The sequence below is a fragment of the Amycolatopsis taiwanensis DSM 45107 genome, from assembly GCF_000519205.1.
In the GTDB taxonomy this organism is placed as follows: Bacteria; Actinomycetota; Actinomycetes; order Mycobacteriales; family Pseudonocardiaceae; genus Amycolatopsis_E; species Amycolatopsis_E taiwanensis.
Genome location: NZ_JAFB01000041.1, coordinates 17,039 through 39,412 on the forward strand (window position 1 = coordinate 17,039; position 22,374 = coordinate 39,412).

19 protein-coding genes are annotated in these 22,374 nt (G+C 69.6%); 11 read left to right on the top strand and 8 right to left on the bottom strand.

Annotated elements, in window-relative coordinates; translation table 11 throughout:
* The first annotated feature begins 117 nt into the window (after positions 1 to 117).
* Both aceE and A3CU_RS0128730 read left to right on the top strand, forming a co-directional pair.
* Positions 118 to 2,913 (top strand): pyruvate dehydrogenase (acetyl-transferring), homodimeric type, encoded by a 2,796-nt coding sequence (aceE, locus tag A3CU_RS0128725; protein WP_027945193.1) that lies wholly within the window; start codon positions 118 to 120, stop codon positions 2,911 to 2,913.
* A 100-nt stretch (positions 2,914 to 3,013) separates the two neighbouring features.
* Positions 3,014 to 4,225 carry an alpha-hydroxy acid oxidase gene (locus A3CU_RS0128730; RefSeq protein WP_027945194.1) on the top strand — a complete coding sequence of 404 codons (1,212 nt, stop codon included), beginning with the start codon at positions 3,014 to 3,016 and terminating at the stop codon, positions 4,223 to 4,225.
* A gap of 19 nt (positions 4,226 to 4,244) precedes the next feature.
* Here the strand turns inward: A3CU_RS0128730 and A3CU_RS0128735 are convergent, their stop codons facing one another.
* The gene (locus tag A3CU_RS0128735) at positions 4,245 to 4,877 is read right to left on the bottom strand and encodes a nicotinamide mononucleotide transporter family protein (protein WP_027945195.1); all 633 of its coding nucleotides are present in this window, start codon (positions 4,875 to 4,877) and stop codon (positions 4,245 to 4,247) included.
* Positions 4,878 to 5,511: 634 nt separating this feature from the next.
* Here A3CU_RS0128735 and A3CU_RS0128740 point away from each other — a divergent pair.
* The 5 genes from A3CU_RS0128740 to A3CU_RS0128760 all read left to right on the top strand — a co-directional run bounded on the left by A3CU_RS0128740 (position 5,512) and on the right by A3CU_RS0128760 (position 10,552).
* Complete coding sequence (locus A3CU_RS0128740; protein WP_027945196.1) at positions 5,512 to 6,723, top strand: PucR family transcriptional regulator; 1,212 nt, start codon at positions 5,512 to 5,514, stop codon at positions 6,721 to 6,723.
* A gap of 164 nt (positions 6,724 to 6,887) precedes the next feature.
* On the top strand, positions 6,888 to 7,817 hold the full coding sequence (locus tag A3CU_RS0128745) for an ACP S-malonyltransferase (protein ID WP_084143894.1): 930 nt from the start codon (positions 6,888 to 6,890) through the stop codon (positions 7,815 to 7,817).
* A gap of 99 nt (positions 7,818 to 7,916) precedes the next feature.
* Positions 7,917 to 8,846 (top strand): beta-ketoacyl-ACP synthase III, encoded by a 930-nt coding sequence (locus A3CU_RS0128750; protein ID WP_052372367.1) that lies wholly within the window; start codon positions 7,917 to 7,919, stop codon positions 8,844 to 8,846.
* Between the two features lie 70 nt (positions 8,847 to 8,916).
* Positions 8,917 to 9,162 (top strand): acyl carrier protein, encoded by a 246-nt coding sequence (locus A3CU_RS0128755; RefSeq protein WP_027945199.1) that lies wholly within the window; start codon positions 8,917 to 8,919, stop codon positions 9,160 to 9,162.
* Between the two features lie 142 nt (positions 9,163 to 9,304).
* On the top strand, positions 9,305 to 10,552 hold the full coding sequence (locus A3CU_RS0128760) for a beta-ketoacyl-[acyl-carrier-protein] synthase family protein (RefSeq protein WP_027945200.1): 1,248 nt from the start codon (positions 9,305 to 9,307) through the stop codon (positions 10,550 to 10,552).
* A gap of 62 nt (positions 10,553 to 10,614) precedes the next feature.
* On the opposite strand, the gene A3CU_RS0128765 is transcribed toward A3CU_RS0128760, so the two are convergent.
* Both A3CU_RS0128765 and A3CU_RS0128770 read right to left on the bottom strand, forming a co-directional pair.
* The gene (locus A3CU_RS0128765) at positions 10,615 to 11,214 is read right to left on the bottom strand and encodes a hypothetical protein (protein ID WP_052372348.1); all 600 of its coding nucleotides are present in this window, start codon (positions 11,212 to 11,214) and stop codon (positions 10,615 to 10,617) included.
* A 70-nt stretch (positions 11,215 to 11,284) separates the two neighbouring features.
* Positions 11,285 to 11,788 (bottom strand): DUF3145 domain-containing protein, encoded by a 504-nt coding sequence (locus A3CU_RS0128770; RefSeq protein WP_027945202.1) that lies wholly within the window; start codon positions 11,786 to 11,788, stop codon positions 11,285 to 11,287.
* Positions 11,789 to 12,279: 491 nt separating this feature from the next.
* Here A3CU_RS0128770 and A3CU_RS0128780 point away from each other — a divergent pair, with 491 nt between their 5' ends.
* Positions 12,280 to 13,725 carry a hypothetical protein gene (locus A3CU_RS0128780; protein ID WP_027945203.1) on the top strand — a complete coding sequence of 482 codons (1,446 nt, stop codon included), beginning with the start codon at positions 12,280 to 12,282 and terminating at the stop codon, positions 13,723 to 13,725.
* 9 nt (positions 13,726 to 13,734) lie between these two features.
* Here A3CU_RS0128780 and A3CU_RS0128785 read toward each other — a convergent pair whose 3' ends face one another.
* Positions 13,735 to 15,129, bottom strand: a complete 1,395-nt coding sequence (locus A3CU_RS0128785) for a dihydrolipoyl dehydrogenase family protein (protein WP_156960602.1) — start codon at positions 15,127 to 15,129, stop codon at positions 13,735 to 13,737.
* 80 nt (positions 15,130 to 15,209) lie between these two features.
* On the opposite strand from A3CU_RS0128785, the gene A3CU_RS0128790 reads away from it, so the two are divergent.
* Positions 15,210 to 15,890: a histone-like nucleoid-structuring protein Lsr2 gene (locus A3CU_RS0128790; protein WP_211246541.1), complete on the top strand. Its 681-nt coding sequence runs from the start codon at positions 15,210 to 15,212 to the stop codon at positions 15,888 to 15,890.
* A 69-nt stretch (positions 15,891 to 15,959) separates the two neighbouring features.
* Here the strand turns inward: A3CU_RS0128790 and A3CU_RS0128795 are convergent, their stop codons facing one another.
* Genes A3CU_RS0128795 through A3CU_RS47135 form a run of 3 tightly spaced genes read right to left on the bottom strand, consistent with a single transcriptional unit; the run spans position 15,960 to position 18,818 of the window.
* Positions 15,960 to 17,339 (bottom strand): NAD(P)(+) transhydrogenase (Re/Si-specific) subunit beta, encoded by a 1,380-nt coding sequence (locus A3CU_RS0128795; protein ID WP_027945206.1) that lies wholly within the window; start codon positions 17,337 to 17,339, stop codon positions 15,960 to 15,962.
* A 40-nt stretch (positions 17,340 to 17,379) separates the two neighbouring features.
* On the bottom strand, positions 17,380 to 17,670 hold the full coding sequence (locus tag A3CU_RS0128800) for an NAD(P) transhydrogenase subunit alpha part 2 (protein ID WP_027945207.1): 291 nt from the start codon (positions 17,668 to 17,670) through the stop codon (positions 17,380 to 17,382).
* Positions 17,670 to 18,818, bottom strand: a complete 1,149-nt coding sequence (locus A3CU_RS47135; RefSeq protein ID WP_052372350.1) for a Re/Si-specific NAD(P)(+) transhydrogenase subunit alpha — start codon at positions 18,816 to 18,818, stop codon at positions 17,670 to 17,672. Before A3CU_RS47135 ends, A3CU_RS0128800 begins: the two co-directional genes overlap by 1 nt.
* A gap of 343 nt (positions 18,819 to 19,161) precedes the next feature.
* On the opposite strand from A3CU_RS47135, the gene A3CU_RS0128810 reads away from it, so the two are divergent.
* Together A3CU_RS0128810 and A3CU_RS0128815 are read left to right on the top strand one after the other, a co-directional pair.
* Complete coding sequence (locus A3CU_RS0128810) at positions 19,162 to 19,572, top strand: secondary thiamine-phosphate synthase enzyme YjbQ (RefSeq protein WP_027945208.1); 411 nt, start codon at positions 19,162 to 19,164, stop codon at positions 19,570 to 19,572.
* A gap of 148 nt (positions 19,573 to 19,720) precedes the next feature.
* Entirely contained in the window at positions 19,721 to 20,404 is a 684-nt protein-coding gene (locus A3CU_RS0128815) for an HAD family hydrolase (protein ID WP_245617384.1), read from the top strand.
* A 96-nt stretch (positions 20,405 to 20,500) separates the two neighbouring features.
* On the opposite strand, the gene A3CU_RS0128820 is transcribed toward A3CU_RS0128815, so the two are convergent.
* The gene (locus tag A3CU_RS0128820) at positions 20,501 to 22,252 is read right to left on the bottom strand and encodes a proline--tRNA ligase (RefSeq protein WP_027945210.1); all 1,752 of its coding nucleotides are present in this window, start codon (positions 22,250 to 22,252) and stop codon (positions 20,501 to 20,503) included.
* Positions 22,253 to 22,374: the final 122 nt, after the last annotated feature.

A 22,374-nucleotide genomic window follows, 5' to 3' on the forward strand; every position in this document is an offset into this window, starting at 1 on the left:
TGACGTTACCGCCGAGTAGCGGTGACGCGAAGCTGGAGAAAAGACGACGATAAGGGCAGGGCGAGCGTGCCCCGCCCACACAGTGACCCCCGGATAGCAGCAAGGCGAGGAGATCCCTTGGCCCCCGAGAACGACCGCAGCGCCACCCAGCGGGCCCCGGAGCGGGTACGCGTGATCCGCGACGGCCTGGCCGCTTACCTTCCCGACATCGACCCCGAGGAGACCGCCGAGTGGCTGGACTCCTTCGACGAGGCGCTCGCCAGGGGCGGTCAGCAGCGGGCCCGTTACCTAATGTTGCGGATCCTGGAACGCGCCCGTGAGCGCAACGTCGGCGTTCCCCCGCTGACGGCCACGGACTACGTCAACACCATCCCGACCGAGAACGAGCCCTGGTTCCCCGGGGACGAGGAGGTCGAACGGCGCTATCGCGCCTACATCCGGTGGAACGCGGCGATCATGGTGCACCGCGCGCAGCGGCCCGGGGTGGGCGTCGGCGGGCACATCTCGACCTACGCCTCCTCGGCGGCGCTCTACGAGGTGGGCTTCAACCACTTCTTCCGCGGCAAGGACCATTCCGGCGGCGGCGACCAGATCTTCATCCAGGGCCACGCGTCCCCGGGCCTCTACGCCCGCGCGTTCCTCGAGGGCCGCCTGAGCGAGCAGCAGCTGGACGGGTTCCGCCAGGAGCTTTCGCACGGCGGCGAGGGCGGCGGCCTGCCCTCGTACCCGCACCCGCGGCTGATGCCGGACTTCTGGGAGTACCCGACGGTCTCCATGGGGCTCGGCCCGATGAACGCCATCTACCAGGCGCGATTCAACCGTTACCTGAGCGACCGCGGCATCAAGGACACCAGCGACCAGCACGTGTGGGCGTTCCTCGGCGACGGCGAGATGGACGAGGCGGAGTCGCGCGGCCTGATCCACGTGGCGGCCGGCGAGGGCCTGGACAACCTCACCTTCGTGATCAACTGCAACCTGCAGCGGCTGGACGGCCCGGTCCGCGGCAACGGCAAGATCATCCAGGAGCTGGAGGCCTACTTCCGCGGCGCCGGCTGGAACGTGATCAAGGTCATCTGGGGCCGCGAGTGGGACAAGCTGCTGCACGCGGACCGCGACGGCGCCCTGGTCAACCTGATGAACGTCACGCCGGACGGCGACTACCAGACGTACAAGGCCAACGACGGTGCGTATGTGCGGGAGCACTTCTTCGGCCGCGACCCGCGCACCAAGGAGCTGGTGAAGGAACTCTCCGACGCCGACATCTGGAACCTCAAGCGAGGCGGGCACGACTACCGCAAGATTTACGCGGCGTACAAGGCGGCGATGGAGCACCACGGGCAGCCGACGGTGATTCTGGCCCACACGATCAAGGGCTACGGGCTGGGCCCGGCGTTCGAGGGCCGCAACGCCACGCACCAGATGAAGAAGCTCACGCTCGACGATCTCAAGCTGTTCCGGGACGCCCAGCGCATTCCGATCAGCGACGCCGAGCTGGAGCGCGACCCGAAGCTGCCGCCGTACTACCACCCGGGCCCGGACTCCCCGGAGATCGAGTACATGATCGGCCGGCGGCGGGCGCTGGGCGGGTTCCTGCCGCAGCGGAAGGGCAACCGGGCCAAGCCGCTGGTGCTGCCCGGCGACAAGGCCTACGAGGCGGTCCGTAAGGGCTCGGGCAAGCAGGAGGTCGCCACCACGATGGCGTTCGTCCGGCTGGTCCGGGAGCTGGCCAAGGACCCCGAGATCGGGGGCAGGGTGGTGCCGATCATCCCGGACGAGGCGCGCACCTTCGGCCTGGACTCGATGTTCCCGACGGCCAAGATCTACAACCCGCACGGGCAGACCTACACCTCGGTGGACGCCAACCTCATGCTGGCGTACAAGGAATCCGAGCACGGGCAGCTGCTGCACGAGGGCATCAACGAGGCGGGCTCGACCGCGTCGTTCACCGCCGTCGGCACCTCGTACGCCACGCACGGCGAGCCGATGATCCCGATCTACATCTTCTACTCGATGTTCGGGTTCCAGCGCACCGGCGACGGGCTGTACGCGGCGGCCGACCAGATGGCGCGCGGCTTCGTGCTGGGCGCCACGGCCGGCCGCACCACGCTGACCGGTGAGGGCCTGCAGCACGCCGACGGCCACTCGCTGCTGCTGGCGCACACCAACCCCGCGGTGGTCGCCTACGACCCGGCATGGTCGTTCGAGATCGCGCACATCGTGCGGGACGGGCTCCGCCGGATGTACGGCGAGACCGGCCCGGACGGCAACGGCGAGAACGTGTTCTATTACCTGACCGTCTACAACGAGCCGTACCAGCAGCCGGCCGAACCGGAGAACCTGGACGTCGACGGGCTGCTGCGCGGCCTCTACCGCTACGCGGACGCCCCGGCGGGCACCGGCCCCGAGGCACAGATCCTGGTCTCCGGCGTGACCATGCCGGACGCGCTGAAGGCGCAGCGGATGCTGGCCGATGAGTGGGGCGTGCGGGCCGCGGTGTGGTCCGCGACGTCGTGGTCGGAGCTGCGGCGCGAGGCCGTCGAGATCGACCGGGACAACCTGCTGCACCCGGCCGACTCGCCCCGTGTGCCGTACGTGACCAAGGCGCTGGAGAACGCCGCGGGCCCGGTGGTGGCGGTGTCGGACTGGATGCGCGCGGTACCGGACCTGATCCGGCCGTGGGTGCCCAACGACATGATCACGCTCGGCACCGACGGGTTCGGCTTCTCCGACACCCGCCCGGCGGCGCGGCGGCATTTCCTGGTGGACGCGGAGTCGATCGTGGTCGCCGTGCTCACCGGGCTGGCCCGGCGGGGCGAGGTGCCGCAGGCCACGGTCGTGGAGGCCACCCGGCGCTACCGCATCCACGACGTGTCGGCCGCCGGCCCGCAGCTGTCCGACTCCGGAAACGCCTGAGGTCGCAGGCCCCAGGCGAAACAGCTTGTGGTCCGGGTCACTCCGGTCGGCCTCGGCCGACCGGGGTGACCCGGCCGACTTGGCGATTAGGATGATCGGTGTGACTACACGGCGGGTACCGAGGCCCAGCGAGCTCCGCGAGATTCTGCGACCGAAGCCGTTCAAGCTGAATCCCACCGAGCGCCGGCTGGCGAACGCGCACACGATCGCCGACCTGCGCACCATTGCCCGCAAGCGCACCCCCCGCGCGGCGTTCGACTACACCGACGGGGCCGCGGAGCTGGAGGACAGCCTGCGCCGGGCGCGGCAGGCGTTCCGGCGAATCGAGTTCCATCCCAACGTGCTGCGCGGTGTCGACGATGTGGACACCGGCCGGCAGATCCTCGGCAAGCGCTCAGCGCTGCCGTTCGCCTTCGCGCCGACCGGGTTCACGCGCATGATGCAGCACGAGGGCGAGCGCGCGGTGGCGCGCGTGGCGCAGCGTGAGGACATCCCGTTCGCGCTCTCCACCATGGGCACCACGTCGATCGAGGACGTCGCGGAGGCGGCGCCGCAGGCCCGCAAGTGGTTCCAGCTCTACGTGTGGCGGGACCACGCGGCGGGGCTGGACCTGATGCAGCGGGCCGACGCGGCGGGCTACGACACGCTGCTGCTCACCGTGGACACCCCGGTCGCCGGGGCGCGGCTGCGCGACGTGCGCAACGGCCTCACGATCCCGCCCACCCTCACCCTGCGTACCGTCCTCGACGGCGCGACGCACCCGCACTGGTGGTTCAACCTGCTCACCACCGAACCGCTGCAGTTCGCGTCGCTGCAGTCGTTCGGCGGAACGGTCGCCGATCTGATCAACAAGCTGTTCGATCCCACGCTGAGCTTCGACGATCTGGCCTGGGTGCGCGAGAACTGGCCGGGCAAGCTGGTGGTCAAGGGCATCCAGAACGCCGACGACGCGCGGGATGTGGTCAAGCACGGCGCGGACGCGGTGGTGCTGTCCAACCACGGCGGGCGTCAACTCGACCGCGCACCGACCCCGCTCGAGCTGCTGCCATCCACATTGGACAGCGTGAACGGCGACGCCGAGGTCTGGCTGGACACCGGCATCCTCTCCGGCGGCGACATCGTCGCCGCGCTGGCCCGGGGTGCCGACGCCTGCCTCATCGGCCGCGCGTACCTGTACGGGCTGATGGCGGGCGGGGAACGCGGCGTCCAGCGTTGCGTGGACATCCTGCGCGCCGAGATCGTGCGCACCATGCAGCTGCTGGGTGTCCGTACCCTCGACGACCTCCGGCCCTCCCACGCCACGCTGCGCTGAGCGTGGCGCGGGAGGATCGTCAGCGGGAGGCGGCGACAACCCTGGTGTTCAGCCGGTTCGCCGTGCGGCTCCAGCTCCACCAGCCGTGGATCACCAGCCCGGCGAAAACGAGGTAGATGGCGGCCGAGAAGTACAGGCCCGACGCCAGCTGCAGCGGCACGCCGACGGCGTCCACGACCAGCCACACCAACCAGAACTCGACCAGGCCCATTCCCTGGGCGCCGAAGGCGACGAGGGTGCCGATGAAGATCGCGGCATCCGGCCACGGTGCCCAGGACGCGTCCAGCGCCTGCAGCAGCAGCGCCATGGCGACCGTGCCGGCGCCGAACAGCCCGGCCATCGCCAGCCGTTCCACCGGCCGGCCGCGCCGCACCACCACGCCGTAGAGCGGGTCGCGCCGGCGCGTCCAGGCCCACCAGCCGTAGACCGAGATCAGCAGGATGGCCACCTGGCGCGCGGCGAGCCCGCCGAGGTGCGCCGAAACGTAGACCGCGAACAGCAGCACCGTCGCGCCCACCTGCACCGGCCATGTCCACAACAGGCGCCGGTCCGCCAGGAAGACCACGGCCAGCGCGAACAGCTGCCCGAGCAACTCGGCGACGGAGATCCACTGTCCGAACACCGTAAGCCCGTGATGGAGCAGGAAGCTCATTCAAAAGTCCGTGTTCTTGCGTCGGCGAGTTGAAACGCGCCGCCGGAGGCTTCGCGAACGCGGCTGCGGGCCGCCGGGGCACGATGGCCGGGTGTGCGTTGCCAGGTCATGGTCCGTAGACGCGTTCGTCGATCGCGCGTCTTGAACAACCACAGCAAGAAGTCCATGGCGTGATCAACGGGCCGTCCCGGCCGTCAATTCCCGGCCCGGCCGGGCTCGGACCGGGATGGGACGCTGCTCACAGCCTGGAGGTGCCCGTGTCGGCACTCCAACGAGTGCCGCGAACCGGCGCGGTGTTGAACATTGTTCCACGATTGGGTGAGTCAGGTAGCGGCGGAAGATCGAGAAGGTCCATAGTGGATTCACCGGTGGGGACCGGGGAGATGAGGCCGCCCGGCGTCGCGAAAACTCGCATCGCGCCGGGCGGCCTCGCATCAGAGCCTGTTGGTGATTCGGCAGGACTGCCGGCCAAGGCAAGTCGCACCCGCGCCATCCGAAGGTAGCCGATGTCGGGGGCAGGGCTCCGAACAGCGAAACCGCAAGATCGCTCTCCAGGCGGGCCCTGGCCACGGGATCGGCTGGGCGCGTAGGCCACCAGACTCTCACTGTGCCGCGGCATACCATCGACGACATCATGACCCAGACGAACGCCCGGCCCGCGACGAAACATCACGGCCTGTCCGCCAAGACTCTGCGCCGGCTCGAACGCGCGTCGGGACGACTTGCCTCCGCCAGCGTCGTCGCGATGGAGCAGCGCCTGCCCTGGTTCAGCCGGCTGCCCGCCGATCAGCGGGCCAGCGTGCTGATGATCACTCAGACCGGCGCGGCGGGCTTCGTCGACTGGCTGCGCGACTCGCAGGAGGCGCTGAAGCTCACCACCGAGGCCTTCCGCAGCGCGCCGCAGGAGCTGTCCCGCTGGATCGGGCTGCGGCAGGCGGTCGGCCTGGTACGGCTGGCCATCGAGGTGTTCGAGGAACAACTGCCCGAGTTCGCCGCGAACGAGACCGAGCAGGCCGCGCTGATCGAAGGCATTCTCCGCTACGGCCGGGAAATCGCTTTCGCCACGGCGAACTCCTACGCCGCGGCCGCCGAGGCGCGCGGCGCGTGGGACGCCCGGCTGGAGGCGCTGGTCGTGGACGGCATCGTGCGTGGCGACGCCGAGGAGTCCCTGCTCTCGCGCGCCGCCGCACTGGGCTGGGACCCGGGCGAGAAGGCCACGGTGCTGGTCGGGCCGCCCTCGTCGGACGACCCGCCGACGGTGGTGTTCGAGGTGCGGCGGCTCGCCGCCCGGCTCGGCCGCCCGATCCTGCTCAGCGTGCAGGGCTCGCGCCTGGTGATGGTGGCCGGCGGCCCGACCGACGGCTCGTCGCGCGACGGCGAGGTCCTGGGCAAGCTGGCGATCGCGTTCGGCGAGGGAGCGGTGGTGGCCGGGCCGACCGTGGCGAGCCTGGCGGGCGCGCACCGCAGCGCCACGGAAGCGCTTTCCGGCCTGCGTGCGGTGGTCGGCTGGCCGGGCGCGCCCCGGCCGGTGCGGTCGGCCGACCTGCTGCCGGAACGCGCGCTGACCGGTGACCCGGAAGCGGAACGGCTGCTGATCGAGGAGGTCGCCGCGCCACTGGAGGCGGCGGGGCCGACGCTGCTGCACACCGTCGACGCCTACCTGGAGTCCGGCGGCGTGCTGGAGACCTGCGCGAAAACCCTGTTCGTGCACCCGAACACGGTGCGGTACCGGCTGCGGCGGGCGGCGGAGCTGACCGGCCGCAACGCCGCGAACCCCCGGGACGCGCTGGTGCTCAGGGTCGCGCTGACGGTCGGCAGGCTCGCCCGCGCCCGCGGCCTGTGGTGACCGCCGCGGGTGGCTTCCGGTGATCGAAGTCACCTCAGCGATGCCCGATTCCGACAAGGCATCCGGCTCGTGCATCGCGACTCGCTGGTCAACTTTGTAGACGCCCCACAACATCACCACGCGGACTTGGTGACCGGTGGCAATGCCGACCATGGGCACGCACCGTGTTCTCTGGACACGTGACGGCACTGCTCGCCCCTGGACAGGGTTCTCAGGCTCCTGGCATGTTCACGCCGTGGTTGGACCTCGACGGCACCCGGGAAAAGCTCGCGCGCTGGTCGGAGGTCACCGGCCTCGACCTGGTGCACCTGGGGACCGAGGCCGACGCCGAGACCATCCAGGACACCGCGGTCGCCCAGCCACTGATCGTCGCGCTGTCCCTGCTCGCGTTCGGCGAGCTGCGCGAGGTCGTCCCGGGCCACGCCCCGGTCGCCGGCCACTCGGTCGGCGAACTCGCCGCCGCGGCCGTCGCGGGCGTTCTGTCCGATGAGGACGCTGTCGCACTGGCCGCCGTGCGCGGCGCGGAGATGGCGAAGGCATGCGCCGCCGAGCCGACCAGCATGGCCGCGGTGATGCTGGGCGAGCCCGATGAGGTGGTGGCGTGGCTGGCCGAGCACGGCCTGGCCGCCGCCAACCGCAACGGGGCGGGCCAGATCGTGGCTTCGGGCGCGGCCGAGGCGATCGCCCGGATCGTGGCCGAACCCCTGGCGGGCACCAAGGTGCGGCAGCTCAAGGTCGCCGGCGCCTTCCACACCGACTACATGGCCCCCGCCGAAGCGGCGCTGCGGGAGCACGCCACGAGCATCAGCCCCGCCGACCCCACGCGCCCGCTGCTGTCCAATGCCGACGGTGCCGTGGTGAGCAGCGGCGCCGAATACCTCGACCGGCTCATCAAACAGGTGACCCGGCCGGTGCGCTGGGACCTCACCATGGACGGGCTGGTCTCCCTCGGGGTGACCGCCACGATCGAGCTTCCCCCCGCCGGCACGCTGACCGGACTGGTCAAGCGCCAGCTCAAGGGAGTGGTCACCAAGACCGTCGCGGTGAAGACTCCGGCCGAGGCCGCATCCGTGGCCGAAGCCGTCGGGCAGTGACCCTGGCCCACGGGCGTGAACCAGACAAATCAGATAAATTCTGCAGAGGGAGGGCGAGTGAGACTTCGCCTCAAGCAGGGCCCCACCGCGACCAGGGTCATGGGCATCGGCAGCACCCAGCCGGAGCGAGTGGTAACCAACGACGACCTCGCCGAGATCATGGACACCAACGACCAGTGGATCCGGGAACGGGTCGGGATCGTCGAGCGCCGGTTCGCCGAAAAGGACGAGCTGCTGGTGGACATGGCGGTCACGGCGGGCCGGAACGCGCTCGCCGACGCCGGCGTCGAACCGTCCGAAGTGGACACCGTGATCGTGCCGAACTGCACGATGCCCTCCCCCATCCCGAACGCGGCGGCACAGGTCGCCGACCGGATCGGGGTCGCCAAGGCCGGCGCGTTCGACCTCAACGCCGCGTGCGCCGGATTCTGCTATGCCCTGGGCGTCGCCTCGGACCTCATCCGGGCCGGTTCCTCGCGGAAGGTGCTGGTGATCGGCGCGGAAAAGCTGACCGACTGGGTGGAGCCGACCGACCGGGCCAACGCGATCATCTTCGCCGACGGCGCCGGCGCGGCCGTGGTCGGGCCGGCCGAGGAGCCGGGCATCGGCCCGGTCGCGTGGGGCAGTGCGGGTGAGCTGGTCGACATGATCTACATGCGCGACCACCAGTACCTGGCCCAGGAAGGCCAGTCGGTGTTCCGCTGGGCGACCACCCAGATCGCGCCGATCGCGCTGCGGGCCCTGGAGGAGGCCGGGCTGACGCCCGCCGACGTGGACGTGCTGATCCCGCACCAGGCCAACCTGCGTATCGTCGACGCGATCGCGAAGAAGCTGCGCACCAAGGGTGCCCGGGAAGACATGGTCGTCGCCGACGACATCAGGTACTCGGGCAACACCTCGTCCGCGTCCATCCCGATGGCGCTGGACCACATGCGCAAGGCGGGCACGGCCAAGACCGGCGACGTGGTGCTGATGGTGGGTTTCGGCGCCGGATTGTCCTACGCCGGTCAGGTCATGATCTGCCCGTGATACCACTTACCCCGGCGGGCGCCGCTCGCCGGGGCGCAAGCCTCAAGATAGGGAGAAAGGGAAACCAACAGTGGCGGACAAACAAGAGATCCTGGCCGGGCTCGCCGAGATCGTCGAAGAGGTCGCCGGTGTCGCCCAGGACGACGTGAGCTCCGAGAAGTCGTTCGTGGACGACCTGGACATCGACTCGCTGTCCATGGTGGAGATCGCCGTGCAGGCCGAGGACAAGTTCGGGGTCAAGATCCCCGACGACGAACTGGCCAACCTCAAGACCGTCGGCGACGCCGTCGACTACGTCGCGGCCAACGCCGCCTGAACCATCAGGCCCGGGCCTGAACCCGTGAATCTTCAGTGTTGTTCAAAACGTGTTGGGGTGGCCAGGCCGTGATTTCGGTCGTCGGCTGCCGGTTGAGACGTTGTGGGCAACCCTCGTTCCTGTGTGACCTCGGGAGAACCTTATGAGCAACATCGACGTCGTGATCACCGGGCTGGGTGCGACCACGCCGCTCGGCGGGGACGTCGCGTCCACCTGGGACGGCCTGCTCGCCGGCCGCAGCGGTATCCGCCGGCTCGAAGCCGATTGGGCCGAGAAGTTCGACCTGCCGGTGAGGATCGCCGCGAGTCTCGCCGAGGAACCAACGGAGCGGATTCCCCGGGTGCAGGCTCGCCGGCTTGACCGCTGCGAGCAGGTCGCGCTGCTCGCAGCGCGGCAGGCATGGGCGGACGCCGGTTTCGCCGAACCGACGGACGAGCACACCGACGTCGAGCCGAAGCGGCTCGGCGTGTCCATCGGCACCGGGATCGGCGGCCCCCTCACGCTGCTGTCGCAGGACGATCTGCTGGAAGAGCACGGCATCCGCAAGGTGTCGCCGCTGACCGTGCCGATGCTGATGCCCAACGGTCCGGCCGCACACGTCGGCATCGACCTGAAGGCCCGCGCCGGAGTGCACTCGCCGACCTCAGCGTGTGCCTCCGGTGCGGAGGGCATCGCCAACGGCTTCCAGATGATCCAGACCGGGCGGGCCGACGTGGTCGTCGCCGGTGGGGCGGACGCATGCATCGCGCCGATCACCGTCGCCGGGTTCGCCCAGGCCCGCACCGTCTCCACCCGCAACGACGATCCGTCTCGTGCCTCGCGGCCGTTCGACGCCGACCGGGACGGGTTCGTGCTCGGCGAGGGCGCCGGCGTGGTGATCCTGGAGCGGGCCGACCGGGCGCGGGCCCGCGGGGCGAAGATCTACGGGCGGCTGGCCGGCTATGGCATCACCTCCGACGCCTACCACATCACGGGCAACCACCCGGAGGGCGTCGGCCAGATCGCCGCGATGGCCAACGCGATCACCATGGCCGGGCTCAGCGCGGCCGACGTGGGCCACGTCAACGCCCACGCCACCTCCACGGTGGTCGGGGACGTCGGCGAGGCGAACGCGATCCGGAAGGCGATCGGTGACCATGTGGTGGTCACCGCACCCAAGGGAGCACTGGGGCACCTGGTCGGTGGCGCGGGCGCGGTGGAGGGCATCGCGACCTTGCTGTCGATCTATCACGGCCTCGTGCCGGCGACACTGAACCTGGAGAACCTCGACCCGAAGGTCGAGCTGGACGTGGTGGCCGGCGAGCCGCGGAAGGTCGAGCTCACCGCGGCGATCTCCAACTCGTTCGGCTTCGGCGGCCACAACACCGCTCTGCTGTTCACCGCCGCCTGAGTTCCGTCAGTTCCATCAACCGGGAGCGCGCCCTCGCCCACGAGGAGCGCGCTCCTGGTTTTTCAGCAGCGGGACATCTCCGGCGCGGGGGACCCGGTGACCGCCGCATCCACCCGGAGATGCCCGCCTTCCAGCGTCAGCGGAAGCACGAGTTTCCAGCGCAGGCAAGACGCACGCAGTTCCTTCGGCGCCGCGGACGGGTCCTGAATGCTCGTGAAGGCCAGCGACACACGCAGGTTCCCCTTCGGTAGCGAGTCGATGCGGTACACCAGGATGCTGCCGTCCTTGGTCGACCGGTAATCCGACTCCCACACCGAGCGTGGCTTGGCCTGGACCCTGGCCCGGGTCACGGTGTTCTTCCATGCTTCGTAGTTGATGCTGTTGATCGAGTCGAAGTATTGCTGCAACAGGGCGCGGACGTCTTCGTGCTGCGGGTGCGCGGCGGCGTCCGGGGTCAGCTGGACGACGGGCGAACCGGGCTGCTCGGTCGGCGGGAGCGTGGTGCCGCTGGGTGACGCGACCACCACGGCCGGCGGCCGCTCGGGCCGCCGGTACAGCTCGCGAGTGATCAGCCCGCCGCCCACCATCAGCGACACAACGACGATCAACGAGGCGATGAGCCACCGGTGGTGCGGCGTCGACAAGGCTGGCGCAGCGGGCATATACGAACAGTAGTGGCCCGCACCGGTCTGCGATGGCCCGCCACTCGGAAAACCCGCGACGTGCGCGGGTTCACCCCACCCGGTGCAGCCAGGTGACCGGGGCGCCGTCCCCCGCGTGCCGGAACGGTTCCAGCGCCTCGTCCCAGTTCACCGCCAGCAGCTCGTCGAGCCGGTGGGCAAACTGTTCGCCGGCCCTGGCCTGACTCACCAGGGCGCGCAACTGGTCCTCACCTACGATGATGTCGCCATTGGCGCTGGTGCGGCCGTGCCAGAGCCCAAGCCCGGGCACGTAGCAGAACCGCTCGCCGTCGACCCCGGGGCTCGGGTCTTCGGTGACTTCGAACCGCAGCATCGGCCACGCCTTGAGTCCAGCGGCAAGCTTGCCACCGGTGCCGGCGGGCGCGCTCCAGTTGCACTCGGCCCGGAGCTGGCCGGGCGCGGCGGGCTGCGCCGTCCACTGTAGATCGACTCGGGTCCCGAGGGTGCCCGAGATGGCCCACTCGACGTGCGGGCAAACCGCAGACGGCGACGAGTGGACGTACACCACGCCACGGGTGTTGCCACGGGTGCTCACTGCTGACCTCCGCTACTCGACGAGGGGCGTCTTCCCCTACGACCTCGCAAGCATCGGCGGTCTCGACCTGTGATGTGGCTACGGCACATTGTGCACTGCGCTAACCCATTTGGCCACATGAACCTCATCAGTCGCACCCGAAACGGGGAAGAAAGGAGCTCCGCCACGGATCGTCCGTCGTGAAGCGCCCCTTCCCGCGTTCCGGATGGCCTAGTGCGGGACGGGCAACGCTGCCGGTGGTTCGCGGGGTCGCATCGACGTGTCAACTGATCACGCCTCGAGTACCGGTGTCAAGGGCTTCCCACGGAGTTGTCCGCTTGCGGTCGCCGGAGGCGGCCGAACGGGCGCCCCGCAGTCCCTGGCCGCCGGCCAAAAGCTTGTGCCGCAAGAGAGTTCTTCTCCCCCAGGCCACCACGGGGACGCGCTCGCCAAGGTGGCCGCCCGATTCGCTAGCCTCTCGTCAGCAATTCACCCTATCGGGGAGGTGTGGAATGCGGCTCGTTCGTCTTGGGCAGCAGCCATCTCGGGTGGCCGAGGACATCCGGGCCGCGCTCGCGTCGCTCGGCCGCGGCGACCACGCGGTCGGCGGGATCGCACTGGTCGGGCCGCGCCCGTTGCCAACCGCCAAACCCGTCGACGCGGTCGTCCTGATGCCGCACGGTGTGATCATCGTGCTCGGCGTCGACCTGCCGGACCCCGCGATCAAGCTGGAGGCCCCGCTCGCGGGCCAGTGGAAGGCCGATGGCTGGCCGCTGGTCGGGCGGGGCAGCGCCGCCCACCCCGCGGCCAGTGCGCTGAGCCAGGCGTCCTCGATCTGCCGGCAGCTGCGCCAGACGGCGCCGAAGTCGCTGCCGATCGGCACCATCGTCGCGGTCGGGCCGTTCGTCGAAACCGTCGAGCAGCCGGCGGCCGACCTCACCGGCACCACACGCGTGCTGCATCCCACGCCGACGACCATGCTCGCCGCCACCGTCTCCCTGGCTTCCGGCGACACACCGTGCACCGTGGACGAGGTGCGCGCCCTGCTACGGGTGCTCGCCCCGGAGGTGGCCCAGCTGGGCACGGAGGTACTGACCGCCGAGGGATTCGCCGACGGGCCGGCCGAGCCCGGCCAGGACCCGCTGTCCGCCGTCACCCTCACGATGCCGGCGGTGCCGGCGAAACCGCCCGCGCCGGCCGCGCAGCCGCGCGGCCCCGTGACCACGGAGACTCCGCCAGCTCCACCGTCCACTCCATCGTCGGCTCCACCACTCACTCCACCGTCGGCTCCAGCACCGGCCACACCATCGGCCGCGCCGCCGCCGAAGCCCATCGAGGTCACCGCACCGGTGCCGAAGATCCGCACTCCCGTCGCGGCACCGCGGAACTCGCGCACGGTGCGCTGGCTTCCGATGGCCGCGATCGGGCTGCTTGCGGTGATCATGGTCACGGCCATCGTGCTCGCCACCACGCGCTCCGGGGACAGCGCGCAGCCTGCGCCGTCGACCGCACCACGCGCCCAGACCGTCCAGGGATTCCAGTTCCTGGAACGCGCGTCCGGCACCCAGCAGAGCTGCGCCGAGCACGCCTACGGAGATCTGCAGGCGAGCCTGCAACGCGCGGCTTGCACCATGATGCGGCGCGGCAGCTTCGAAACGACCGTCGACGGCAAGCCGGTCGCGGTGTCCATCGCGGTGGTGTACTTCGGCGACGAAACCGCGGCAACGGCGTTCAAGGCCGTCGCCGACACCCCCGGCGGCGGGGGCGTGACCGACGTCGCGACGGAAGCCGGGAAATGGAGCCGCACGCCGCAGTTCGCCGGTGCCGCCTATGCCAGCGCCATCACCGGCACGGCGGTGCGCCTGGTGCTCACGTCCTGGTTCGACAGCGCCTCGTCGGCGAGCGACCCGAACCTCGTCGAGGTCGCTCACCTCGCCTTGAGCGTGCAGGTTTCCTGAGCGGGCTACCTAAAGCCCGTAGGTCTCCAGCAGTCGCAGCCACACCTCGCTGATCGTCGGGAAGGACGGCACCGCGTGCCATAGCCGATCCAGCGGGACTTCCCCGACGATCGCGATGGTCGCCGAGTGCAGCAGCTCCGCGACATCCTGCCCGACGAAGGTGACGCCGACGAGGACTTCGCGTTCGGTGTCCACCACGATGCGCGCTTTGCCCGCATAACCGTCGGCGTGCAGGCTCGCACCCGCGACGTCGATGTCGATGTCCACCACACGATGGGGCGCACCGTCGACCGGACCGGCGAGTCCGACCGAGGCCACTTCGGGATCGGTGAACACGACCTGGGGCACCGCATGGTGGTCCGCCGTGCTCGTGTATCGGCTCCACGGGGTCCCCTCGACCGGGCGTCCCGCCGCGCGCGCCGCGATCACGTCGCCGACCACGCGCGCGGCGTACTTGCCCTGGTGGGTCAGCAACGCCCGCCCGGTGACGTCACCCGCCGCATACAGCCACCCTCCATCCACTTCGGACACTCGTCCGGAGTCGTCCACGGCGAGCGGCCGTCCGGCGGGCAGCCCGACGGACTCCAGGCCGAGGTCGTCGGTGGCCGGCCGGCGCCCGGTCGCGACCAGTACCCGGTCGGCGGTCAGCACCTCGCCGCCGCGCAGTTCGAGTCGCGCGCTTCCGTCCACATCGGAGACCCTCGTCAGGCCCGAGTTCAGGTGCATCTCGACGCCGTCCGCACGTAATCCCTCGGCCACCGCGTCGCCGGCGAAATCCGGATATCGGGGAAGCGGCCGGGGGCCGGTCACGATCAAATCGACCCGCGCGCCGAGCCGCACCCATGCCTGGGCCATTTCGGCCCCCACCACACCGCCACCGACAACCGCGAGCCGCTTGGGGACTTCACCGGACGCGGTGGCGTCCCGTGAAGTCCAGGTCGGTGCCTCGGCGAGACCGGGAATATCGGGTGTGCGCGGCACACTTCCGGTGCACACGACGACCGCATGCCGGGCGCGCAGCACCCGCTCGCCGTCCACTGTGATCTCTCGCTCACCGGTGATGCGGGCGTGACCCCGTATTGGTTCGATACCGGCACCACGCGCCCAGTCGACCTGTCCCGAATCGTCACCCTTGCCGGTGAAGTAGTCGCGGCGCTTGAACACGGCGGTGGGGTCGAGGGAATCCGCGGCCGACACGCCCCGCACCCGCCTCGCCGCAGCGAGCGCGTTTCCCGGACGCAACAAGGCTTTGCTTGGAATACAGGCCCAAAACGAGCATTCCCCGCCGAATCGTTCGTGTTCGACCAGCGCCGCGGTGAGCCCGCCCTGCACCGCGCGCGCCGCCGCGTTCTCGCCGACCGGACCGCTGCCGATCACGACCACGTCGAAAGTCTCTTCCGTCATACGGGCCAACGAACACCAGGCGGGCGCAGGACGCAAGCCGGGGAGGTATTCTGCCCGGAGAACGAGTACGGGAGGTTTCGGTGGCCAAGAACACCGCGGTGCAATTACTGGACGACCTGAACGGCGAACCGGCCCAGGAGACGGTCCGGTTCGGCCTGGACGGTGTCGACTACGACATCGATCTTTCCGACGACAACGCGGAAAATCTGCGCGAGGTGCTCGCGGCCTACGTCGAGCACGGGCGGCGCACCGGTGGCCGCAAACGCGCGCCCCGCCGCCTCGCGCCACCCAAGCGCGCACGACGGTCGGCGGCGAAAACGGCGGGCGCCAAGGCCCCCGCGACCAAGCCGCGGACCACCAGGGCGGCAGCGAAGGCCGCGCCGGCGGCGAAGACCGCCAAGGCCGCTCCCGCGAAATCAGCCGCGGCGAAGGCGAAGCCGGCGCCGAAGAAGACCGCCCCGGCGAAAGCCACGGCAAAAGCGACAACGAAAACGACGACCGCAAAAGCAACGGCGAAGAGGACCACGGCGCCGAAAACCACCGCCGCGAAGTCCGCCAAGACCACGAAACCGGCGGCGAAGACGACGAAGTCGGCAGCGCCCAAGACCGCGCCGAAGACAGCGGCCAAAACCGCGGCCAAGGCGGCGCCGAAGACGACCGCTAAGAAGCCGGCCGCCAGCAAGAAGACCACTCCGGCGGAAAAGGCGCCCCGTCGCGGCACCCGCAAGGCACCGCCGGTCGTCTTCTCCGCGGCGGAATAGGGTTCAGCACGGGCAGGCCCGGCACGCGGCCGGCGTCGCGAGACGGGCCTCCCCGCACCGGAGAACGATCTAAAGGGCCTTGAGCTGCTCGACGATATCGGCCACGGAAGACTTCGCATCACCGAAGAGCATGCTGGTCTTCGGGTCGTAGAACAGCTCGTTGTCGATCCCGGCGAAGCCGGAACTCATGGATCTCTTCAGCACGATGACCGACCGGCTCGCGTTCACCTTCAGAATCGGCATGCCGTAAATGGGTGACGACGGGTCGGTCTCCGCGGCCGGGTTGGTCACGTCGTTCGCACCGATCACCAGCGAAACGTCGGTGTGCGCGAACTCGGAATTGATTTCGTCCATCTCCTTCAACTGCTCGTACGGGACATCCGCCTCGGCCAGCAGCACGTTCATGTGGCCGGGCATCCGGCCGGCCACCGGGTGGATGGCGTAAGCCACCGACACGCCCCGTTTCTTCAGCAGGTCGGCCATTTCGCGCACCGTGTGCTGCGCCTGCGCCACCGCCATGCCGTATCCGGGCACCACAATGACCTGGCCCGCGTAGGCCAGTTGAATCGCCGTGTCGGCGGCGCTCGTGCTACGCACCGGTCGTGTCTCGGGCACGCGGGCAACCGCCGCGCCCCCACCGAAACCGCCGGCCACGATCGCCGGAATCGAGCGGTTCATCGCCTTGGCCATCAAATTCGTCAGGATGGAACCGGAGGCGCCGACGATCATCCCGGCCACGATCAGCGCGGTGTTCTGCAGGGCGATCCCCATCGCCGCGGCGGAAAGCCCGGTGCACGCGTTCAACAGCGAAATGACCACCGGCATGTCGGCGCCACCGATCGGCAACACCACCATCACCCCGAGCACCGCGGCCGCGAGCAACAGCACGATCATGAACACTTCCGCGCCATTGCCGGCGAGGATGAAACCGGCGGCCCCCAGCGCCACCACGAGCAGAACGATGTTCAACAACTGCTGTGCCGCCCCCAGCGTGATCGGCCGCCCGGGCAGTATTTCCTGGAGCTTGCCGAAGGCGATCAGCGAGCCCCAGAAAGAAATCGAACCGATCAACGCGGCGAACAGCGAGGCGACCGCGACATATTCCGGCTTGCCGGCATATCCGGCACTCGTCCGGAACTCCACCCACGCGATGAGCGCGACCGCGCCGCCGCCCACCCCGTTGAACAACGCGACCATCTGCGGCATCGCGGTCATCTTCACCCGGCGCGCCGCCGGCACTCCGATCAGCGCGCCCAGCACGATGCCCAGCGCGATCAGCGCCCAGTTGCTCATGCCGGGCGTGAGCAGAGTGGCCACCACGGCGATGACCATTCCGGTCGCGGCGATCCAGTTTCCGCGGACCGCAGTGCGCGGGCCGGTGAGCCCCATCAGTCCGTAGATGAAGAAGGCGAAGGCAACGATATAGAGCGCGTCGATCAGGGTCGTCATGCTTCCCCCGCAAATTCACGCGCGACCGCGACAACCGGTGTCATCGGTTTTCCTTCGACTTCCCTTTGAACATCCCGAGCATCCGGTCGGTCACCAGGAAACCGCCGACGATGTTGATCGTGCCGAAGGCGATCGCGATCACCAGGAGCACCTTGTTCAGCAAGCCGTGAGCTCCCAGGCCGAGCACGACGAGTCCACCGAGCAGCACGATCCCGTGAATCGCGTTGGTGCCGGACATCAGTGGCGTGTGGAGCGTGTTCGGCACCTTGGAAATCACCGCGAAACCCACGAATCCGGCGAGCACCAGGACCGCCAGACTGGTCACCAGCATCAGGCCCCTCCCTCCTTCTCCCCCCTGTTCTCCGCCTCTTTTTTCGCCTTTTTCGCCGCCCCGCCCACGGCCACGCAAGCACCGGAGACGATCTCGTCGGAGAAGTCGAGCGCAAGCCGGCCTTCGTCGTCCAGCAACAGTTCGATCAGCTCCGTGAGGTTGCGCGCGTAGAGCTCGCTCGCGTGGGCGGGCATGTCGGCCGGCAGGTTCAGCGGCGCGAAGATCGTCACGTCGTGCGCGACCACGTCCCGGCCTGGCTCGCTGAGCTCGCAGTTGCCGCCGGTCTCTCCCGCCAGGTCGATCACCACAGCGCCGGCCGGCATCCCGCGCACCGCCTCGGCCGTCACCAGGGTGGGCGCCCGGCGGCCGGGGACCAGCGCGGTGGTGATCACCACGTCGAACCGCGTGATCGCCTCGGTCAGCCGGCGCTGCTGCTCGGCTCGCTCGTCACCGGTGAGCTCGCGGGCGTAGCCACCCTCGCCCACCGCCTCGATGCCCAGATCCAGCCAGGTCGCGCCGACCGAGCGGACCTGTTCGGCCACCTCGGGGCGGACGTCGTAGCCGGTCGTCTGCGCGCCGAGCCGCTTGGCCGTGGCCAGGGCCTGCAGGCCGGACACGCCCACGCCGAGCACCAGCACCTTCGCCGGTGGCATCGTGCCCGCGGCCGTGGTGAGCATCGGGAAGAACCGGGGCAGGCGCTCCGCCGCGGCCAGCACCGCGCGGTAGCCGGCAACGCTGCTCTGTGACGAAAGCGCGTCCATCGCCTGCGCGCGGCTGATCCGCGGAATCGACTCCATCGCGAACCCGGTGACGCCCGCCTTCTCCAGTTCGGCGATCTTGTCCACATCGGACAACGGCCGGAGGAAGCCGATGAGCACGGCGCCGGAGGGCAGCCGCGAGATCTCGGCACTCGTCGGCGGTGCCACCTTGACCACGATGTCCGCGCTCCACGCGTCACCGATGCGCGCCCCGGCCTGTTCGAACGCGACGTCGTCCAGCATCGCGCCGCTGCCGGCGCCGGACTCGACCACGACCCGCAACCCCCGCTTGGCCAGGCGTTCGACCAGCTTGGGCACCAGTGCGACACGGCGCTCGCCCGGCTCGGACTCCCGCACGACGCCGACGCTCAACGGCTCGCTGTCCGTCACGGCACTACCTCCGCCAGAGAACCTGCGTGGTTTCCAGAAAAGGTTCTGCCGGGGACGTAGTCAAGTCGCGGCCTGCGAGTCCCACCTCCCCGTCGGGTGTGTCCCACGTTCCGGTCTACCGGAAGATGGAACCCGCGGTACGGGAACGTGGGACACGCACGACGGGTACGTGGGACACGCACGACGGGAGTGGGGGACACGCACGACGGGAGTGGGGGACACGCACGACGGGAGTGGGGGACACGCACGACGGGAGTGGGGGACTCGCACGACGGGAAGGTGGGACACGCGCGACGGGAGTGGGGGACTCGCGCCAGACTGGACGGGAGAAGGGACTGTAGCCATGTACTCCACCGAGATCGAGGTGCGCACCGGGAGCAAGCCCACGGTGCACGACCTGACCAAACAAGCCGAGTCGTTCCTCACCGAGGCCGGCGCGAACGACGGGCTGCTGCACGTGTGGGTGCCGCACGCCACCGCCGGCCTGGCGATTCTGGAGACCGGGTCGGGCAGTGACGACGACCTGCTCGCCGCGCTCGACGACCTGCTGCCGCCGGACGGCCGCTGGCGGCACCGGCACGGCAGCCCGGGTCACGGCCGCGACCACCTGCTACCCGCCCTGCTGCCGCCCTACGCGAGCGTGCCGATACTGGGCGGGATGCCGGTCCTGGGCACCTGGCAGTCGATCTGCCTCGTGGACACCAACGTGGACAACCCCGTCCGCCGAGTCCGCCTGAGCTTCCTCCCGGGCTGACCCCGTCGACACCAACGTGGACAACCCTGTCCGCCGGGTCCGGCTGAGTTTCGTCGCGGGCTGACCTCCCGGCCACGACCGCACGACAGCGGGTTGTCATGGGACCGATGTCAACGTTCGTTGAATATTGGCCCGGTACTGTCGTGACGTGACCAATCGACTGGTGCTGTGGGATATCGACCAGACACTCCTCGACCTGCGCGGCAGTGGGCGGGCGTGGTACGCGCAGGCCTTCACCGAGGTTCTCGGCGTCACCATGTCGGAAATGCCGAGGTTCTTCGGGCGCACCGAGCGGGCGATCACCTCGGAAATGCTTGTTTCGCACGGAATCGAGCCCGACGAGGAGACGATCCGCAAGTTCTGGGCAGCGCTGGTGAGCTGTTCCGAGCAGGCGTTGCCGACCTTGACCGAAATGGGCATCGCCCTGCCCGGCGCGGCCGACGCCCTCTCTGCCGTGGCCGCCTGCGACGGCGTCGTCCAGTCGCTGGTCACCGGCAACCTCCGGGAGATCGCCTGGCACAAGCTGTCCGCGTTCGACCTGCACGAGCACGTCGACTTCGACCTTGGCGGCTACGGCGACCTGTCGGCTCACCGTCCCGATCTGGTCAGCTGCGCGGTGGAACTGGCCGAGGCCCGGCACGGCAGTCCGGAAGCGGTGATCGTCATCGGCGATACGCCGCACGACGTGACGGCGGCCCTGGCGCACGACGCGGTGGCGGTCGGCGTAGCTACGGGCAGTTTCAACGCCGAGGCGCTACGCGAAGCGGGCGCACATCTTGTGCTGCCCGACCTGTCCGACACGGCCACAGTGGTCACGGCCGTGCTCGGCTGAGTTCTCGCTCCGTTCCCAAGCGGCGTCAGCCGCTTGGGGTGCGGTAAGCAGCTTGCATCGCTACCCGCACCGCCAAGCAAGCGGCGAAAACAGTCCTCAGGAGCGGACGAGCTTCACCAGATGCGCGACGGCTTCGTCGACGGCGATCTCCGTGCGCTCGCCCGACTCGCGGTCCTTGACCTCCACGACCCCCTTGGCCAGGCCGCGACCCACCACCAGGATAGTCGGCACGCCGATCAGCTCGGCGTCGGCGAACTTCACGCCCGGAGTGGACTTGCGGTCGTCCAGCAGCACCTGGACACCGGCGGCGTCCAGGTCCGCCGCGAGCTTCTCCGCCCCGGCCGCCACCGCGTCGTCCTTGCCCGCGATCACCACGTGCACGTCGAACGGCGCCACGGCGCGCGGCCACACCAGGCCGAGCTCGTCGTTGTGCTGCTCGGCGATCGCCGCGACGAGCCGGGAGACGCCGATGCCGTAGGAACCCATGGTGATCCGGACCGGCTTCGAGTCGGCGCCGAGCGCGTCGAGGGAGAACGCGTCGGCGTACTTGCGGCCGAGCTGGAAGATGTGCCCGATCTCGATGCCGCGCGCCGCGACGAGCGTGCCGTGCCCGTCCGGCGAGGCGTCGCCCTCCCGCACCTCGGCGGCCTCGATCGTGCCGTCGGGGGTGAAGTCGCGGCCGGCGACGAGGTCCACCACGTGGTGGTCGGGCTTGTCCGCGCCGGTCACCCACGCCGTACCGGTCACCACCCGCGGGTCCACCAGGTAGCGGACCCCGTTGTCCCGCAACGACTTCGGGCCGATGTAGCCCTTCACCAGGAAGGGGTTCGCGGCGAAGTCGGCCTCGTCGAGCAAGGCGACCTCGGCGGGCTCGAGGGAGGCTTCCAGCCGCTTCTGGTCGACCTCCCGGTCACCGGGGACCCCGATGCCGAGAATCTGCCAGTCCTGCTCGCCCGGCTGGCGGATCTTCACCATCACGTTCTTGAGCGTGTCGGCGGCGGTGAACGTGCGGCCCAGTTCGGTCTTGAAGTTGAGGAACTCGACCAGGCTGTCGATGGTCGGCGTGTTCGGCGTGTAGTGCGGCTGGGCCTCGGGCAGCCCCTCGACGGGCCGCTCGGGCGGCGGCGGGGTCACCACGGCCTCGACGTTGGCCGCGAAGGCCGACTCGGTGCTGCGGACGTAGGTGTCCTCACCCGTCTCGGCGACCGCGAGGAACTCCTCCGACGCCGACCCGCCCATCGCGCCGGAGGTCGCCGCGACGATCACGTAATCGAGCCCGAGCCGGTCGAAGATCTTGATGTAGGCCTCGCGGTGCAGCTCGTAGGAGTGCTTGAGGCCGTCGTCGTCGAGGTCGAAGGAGTAGGAGTCCTTCATGACGAACTCGCGACCCCGCAGGATCCCGGCCCGCGGGCGCGCCTCATCGCGGTACTTGGTCTGGATTTGGTACAGGACGACCGGGTAGTCCTTGTACGAGCTGTACTCGCCCTTCACGGTGAGGGTGAACAGCTCCTCGTGGGTGGGGCCGAGCAGGTAGTCGGCGCCCTTGCGGTCCTTGAGCCGGAACAGGCTGTCGCCGTACTCGGTCCAGCGGCCGGTGGCCTCGTAGGGCTCGCGGGGCAGCAGCGCCGGGAACTGGATCTCCTGCCCGCCGATCGCATTCATCTCCTCGCGCACCACGTTCTCGATGTTGCGCAGCACGCGCATGCCGAGCGGGAGCCAGGAGTAGCCGCCTGGGGCGACACGGCGGACATAGCCGGCGCGCACCAGCAGCTTGTGACTGGGCACTTCGGCGTCCGCCGGATCCTCACGCAGGGTGCGAAGGAACAGCGACGACATCCTGGTGATCACTTGGGACGCTCCTCGAGGGCCGTTACACGTTGTGCCAAGGGTAGTCAACCCCGCGCGGCTTGCTGCAACCGGTTATCGCACGTGACGCCCATCTGAGTAACGAGACGTCATATGACGGGACA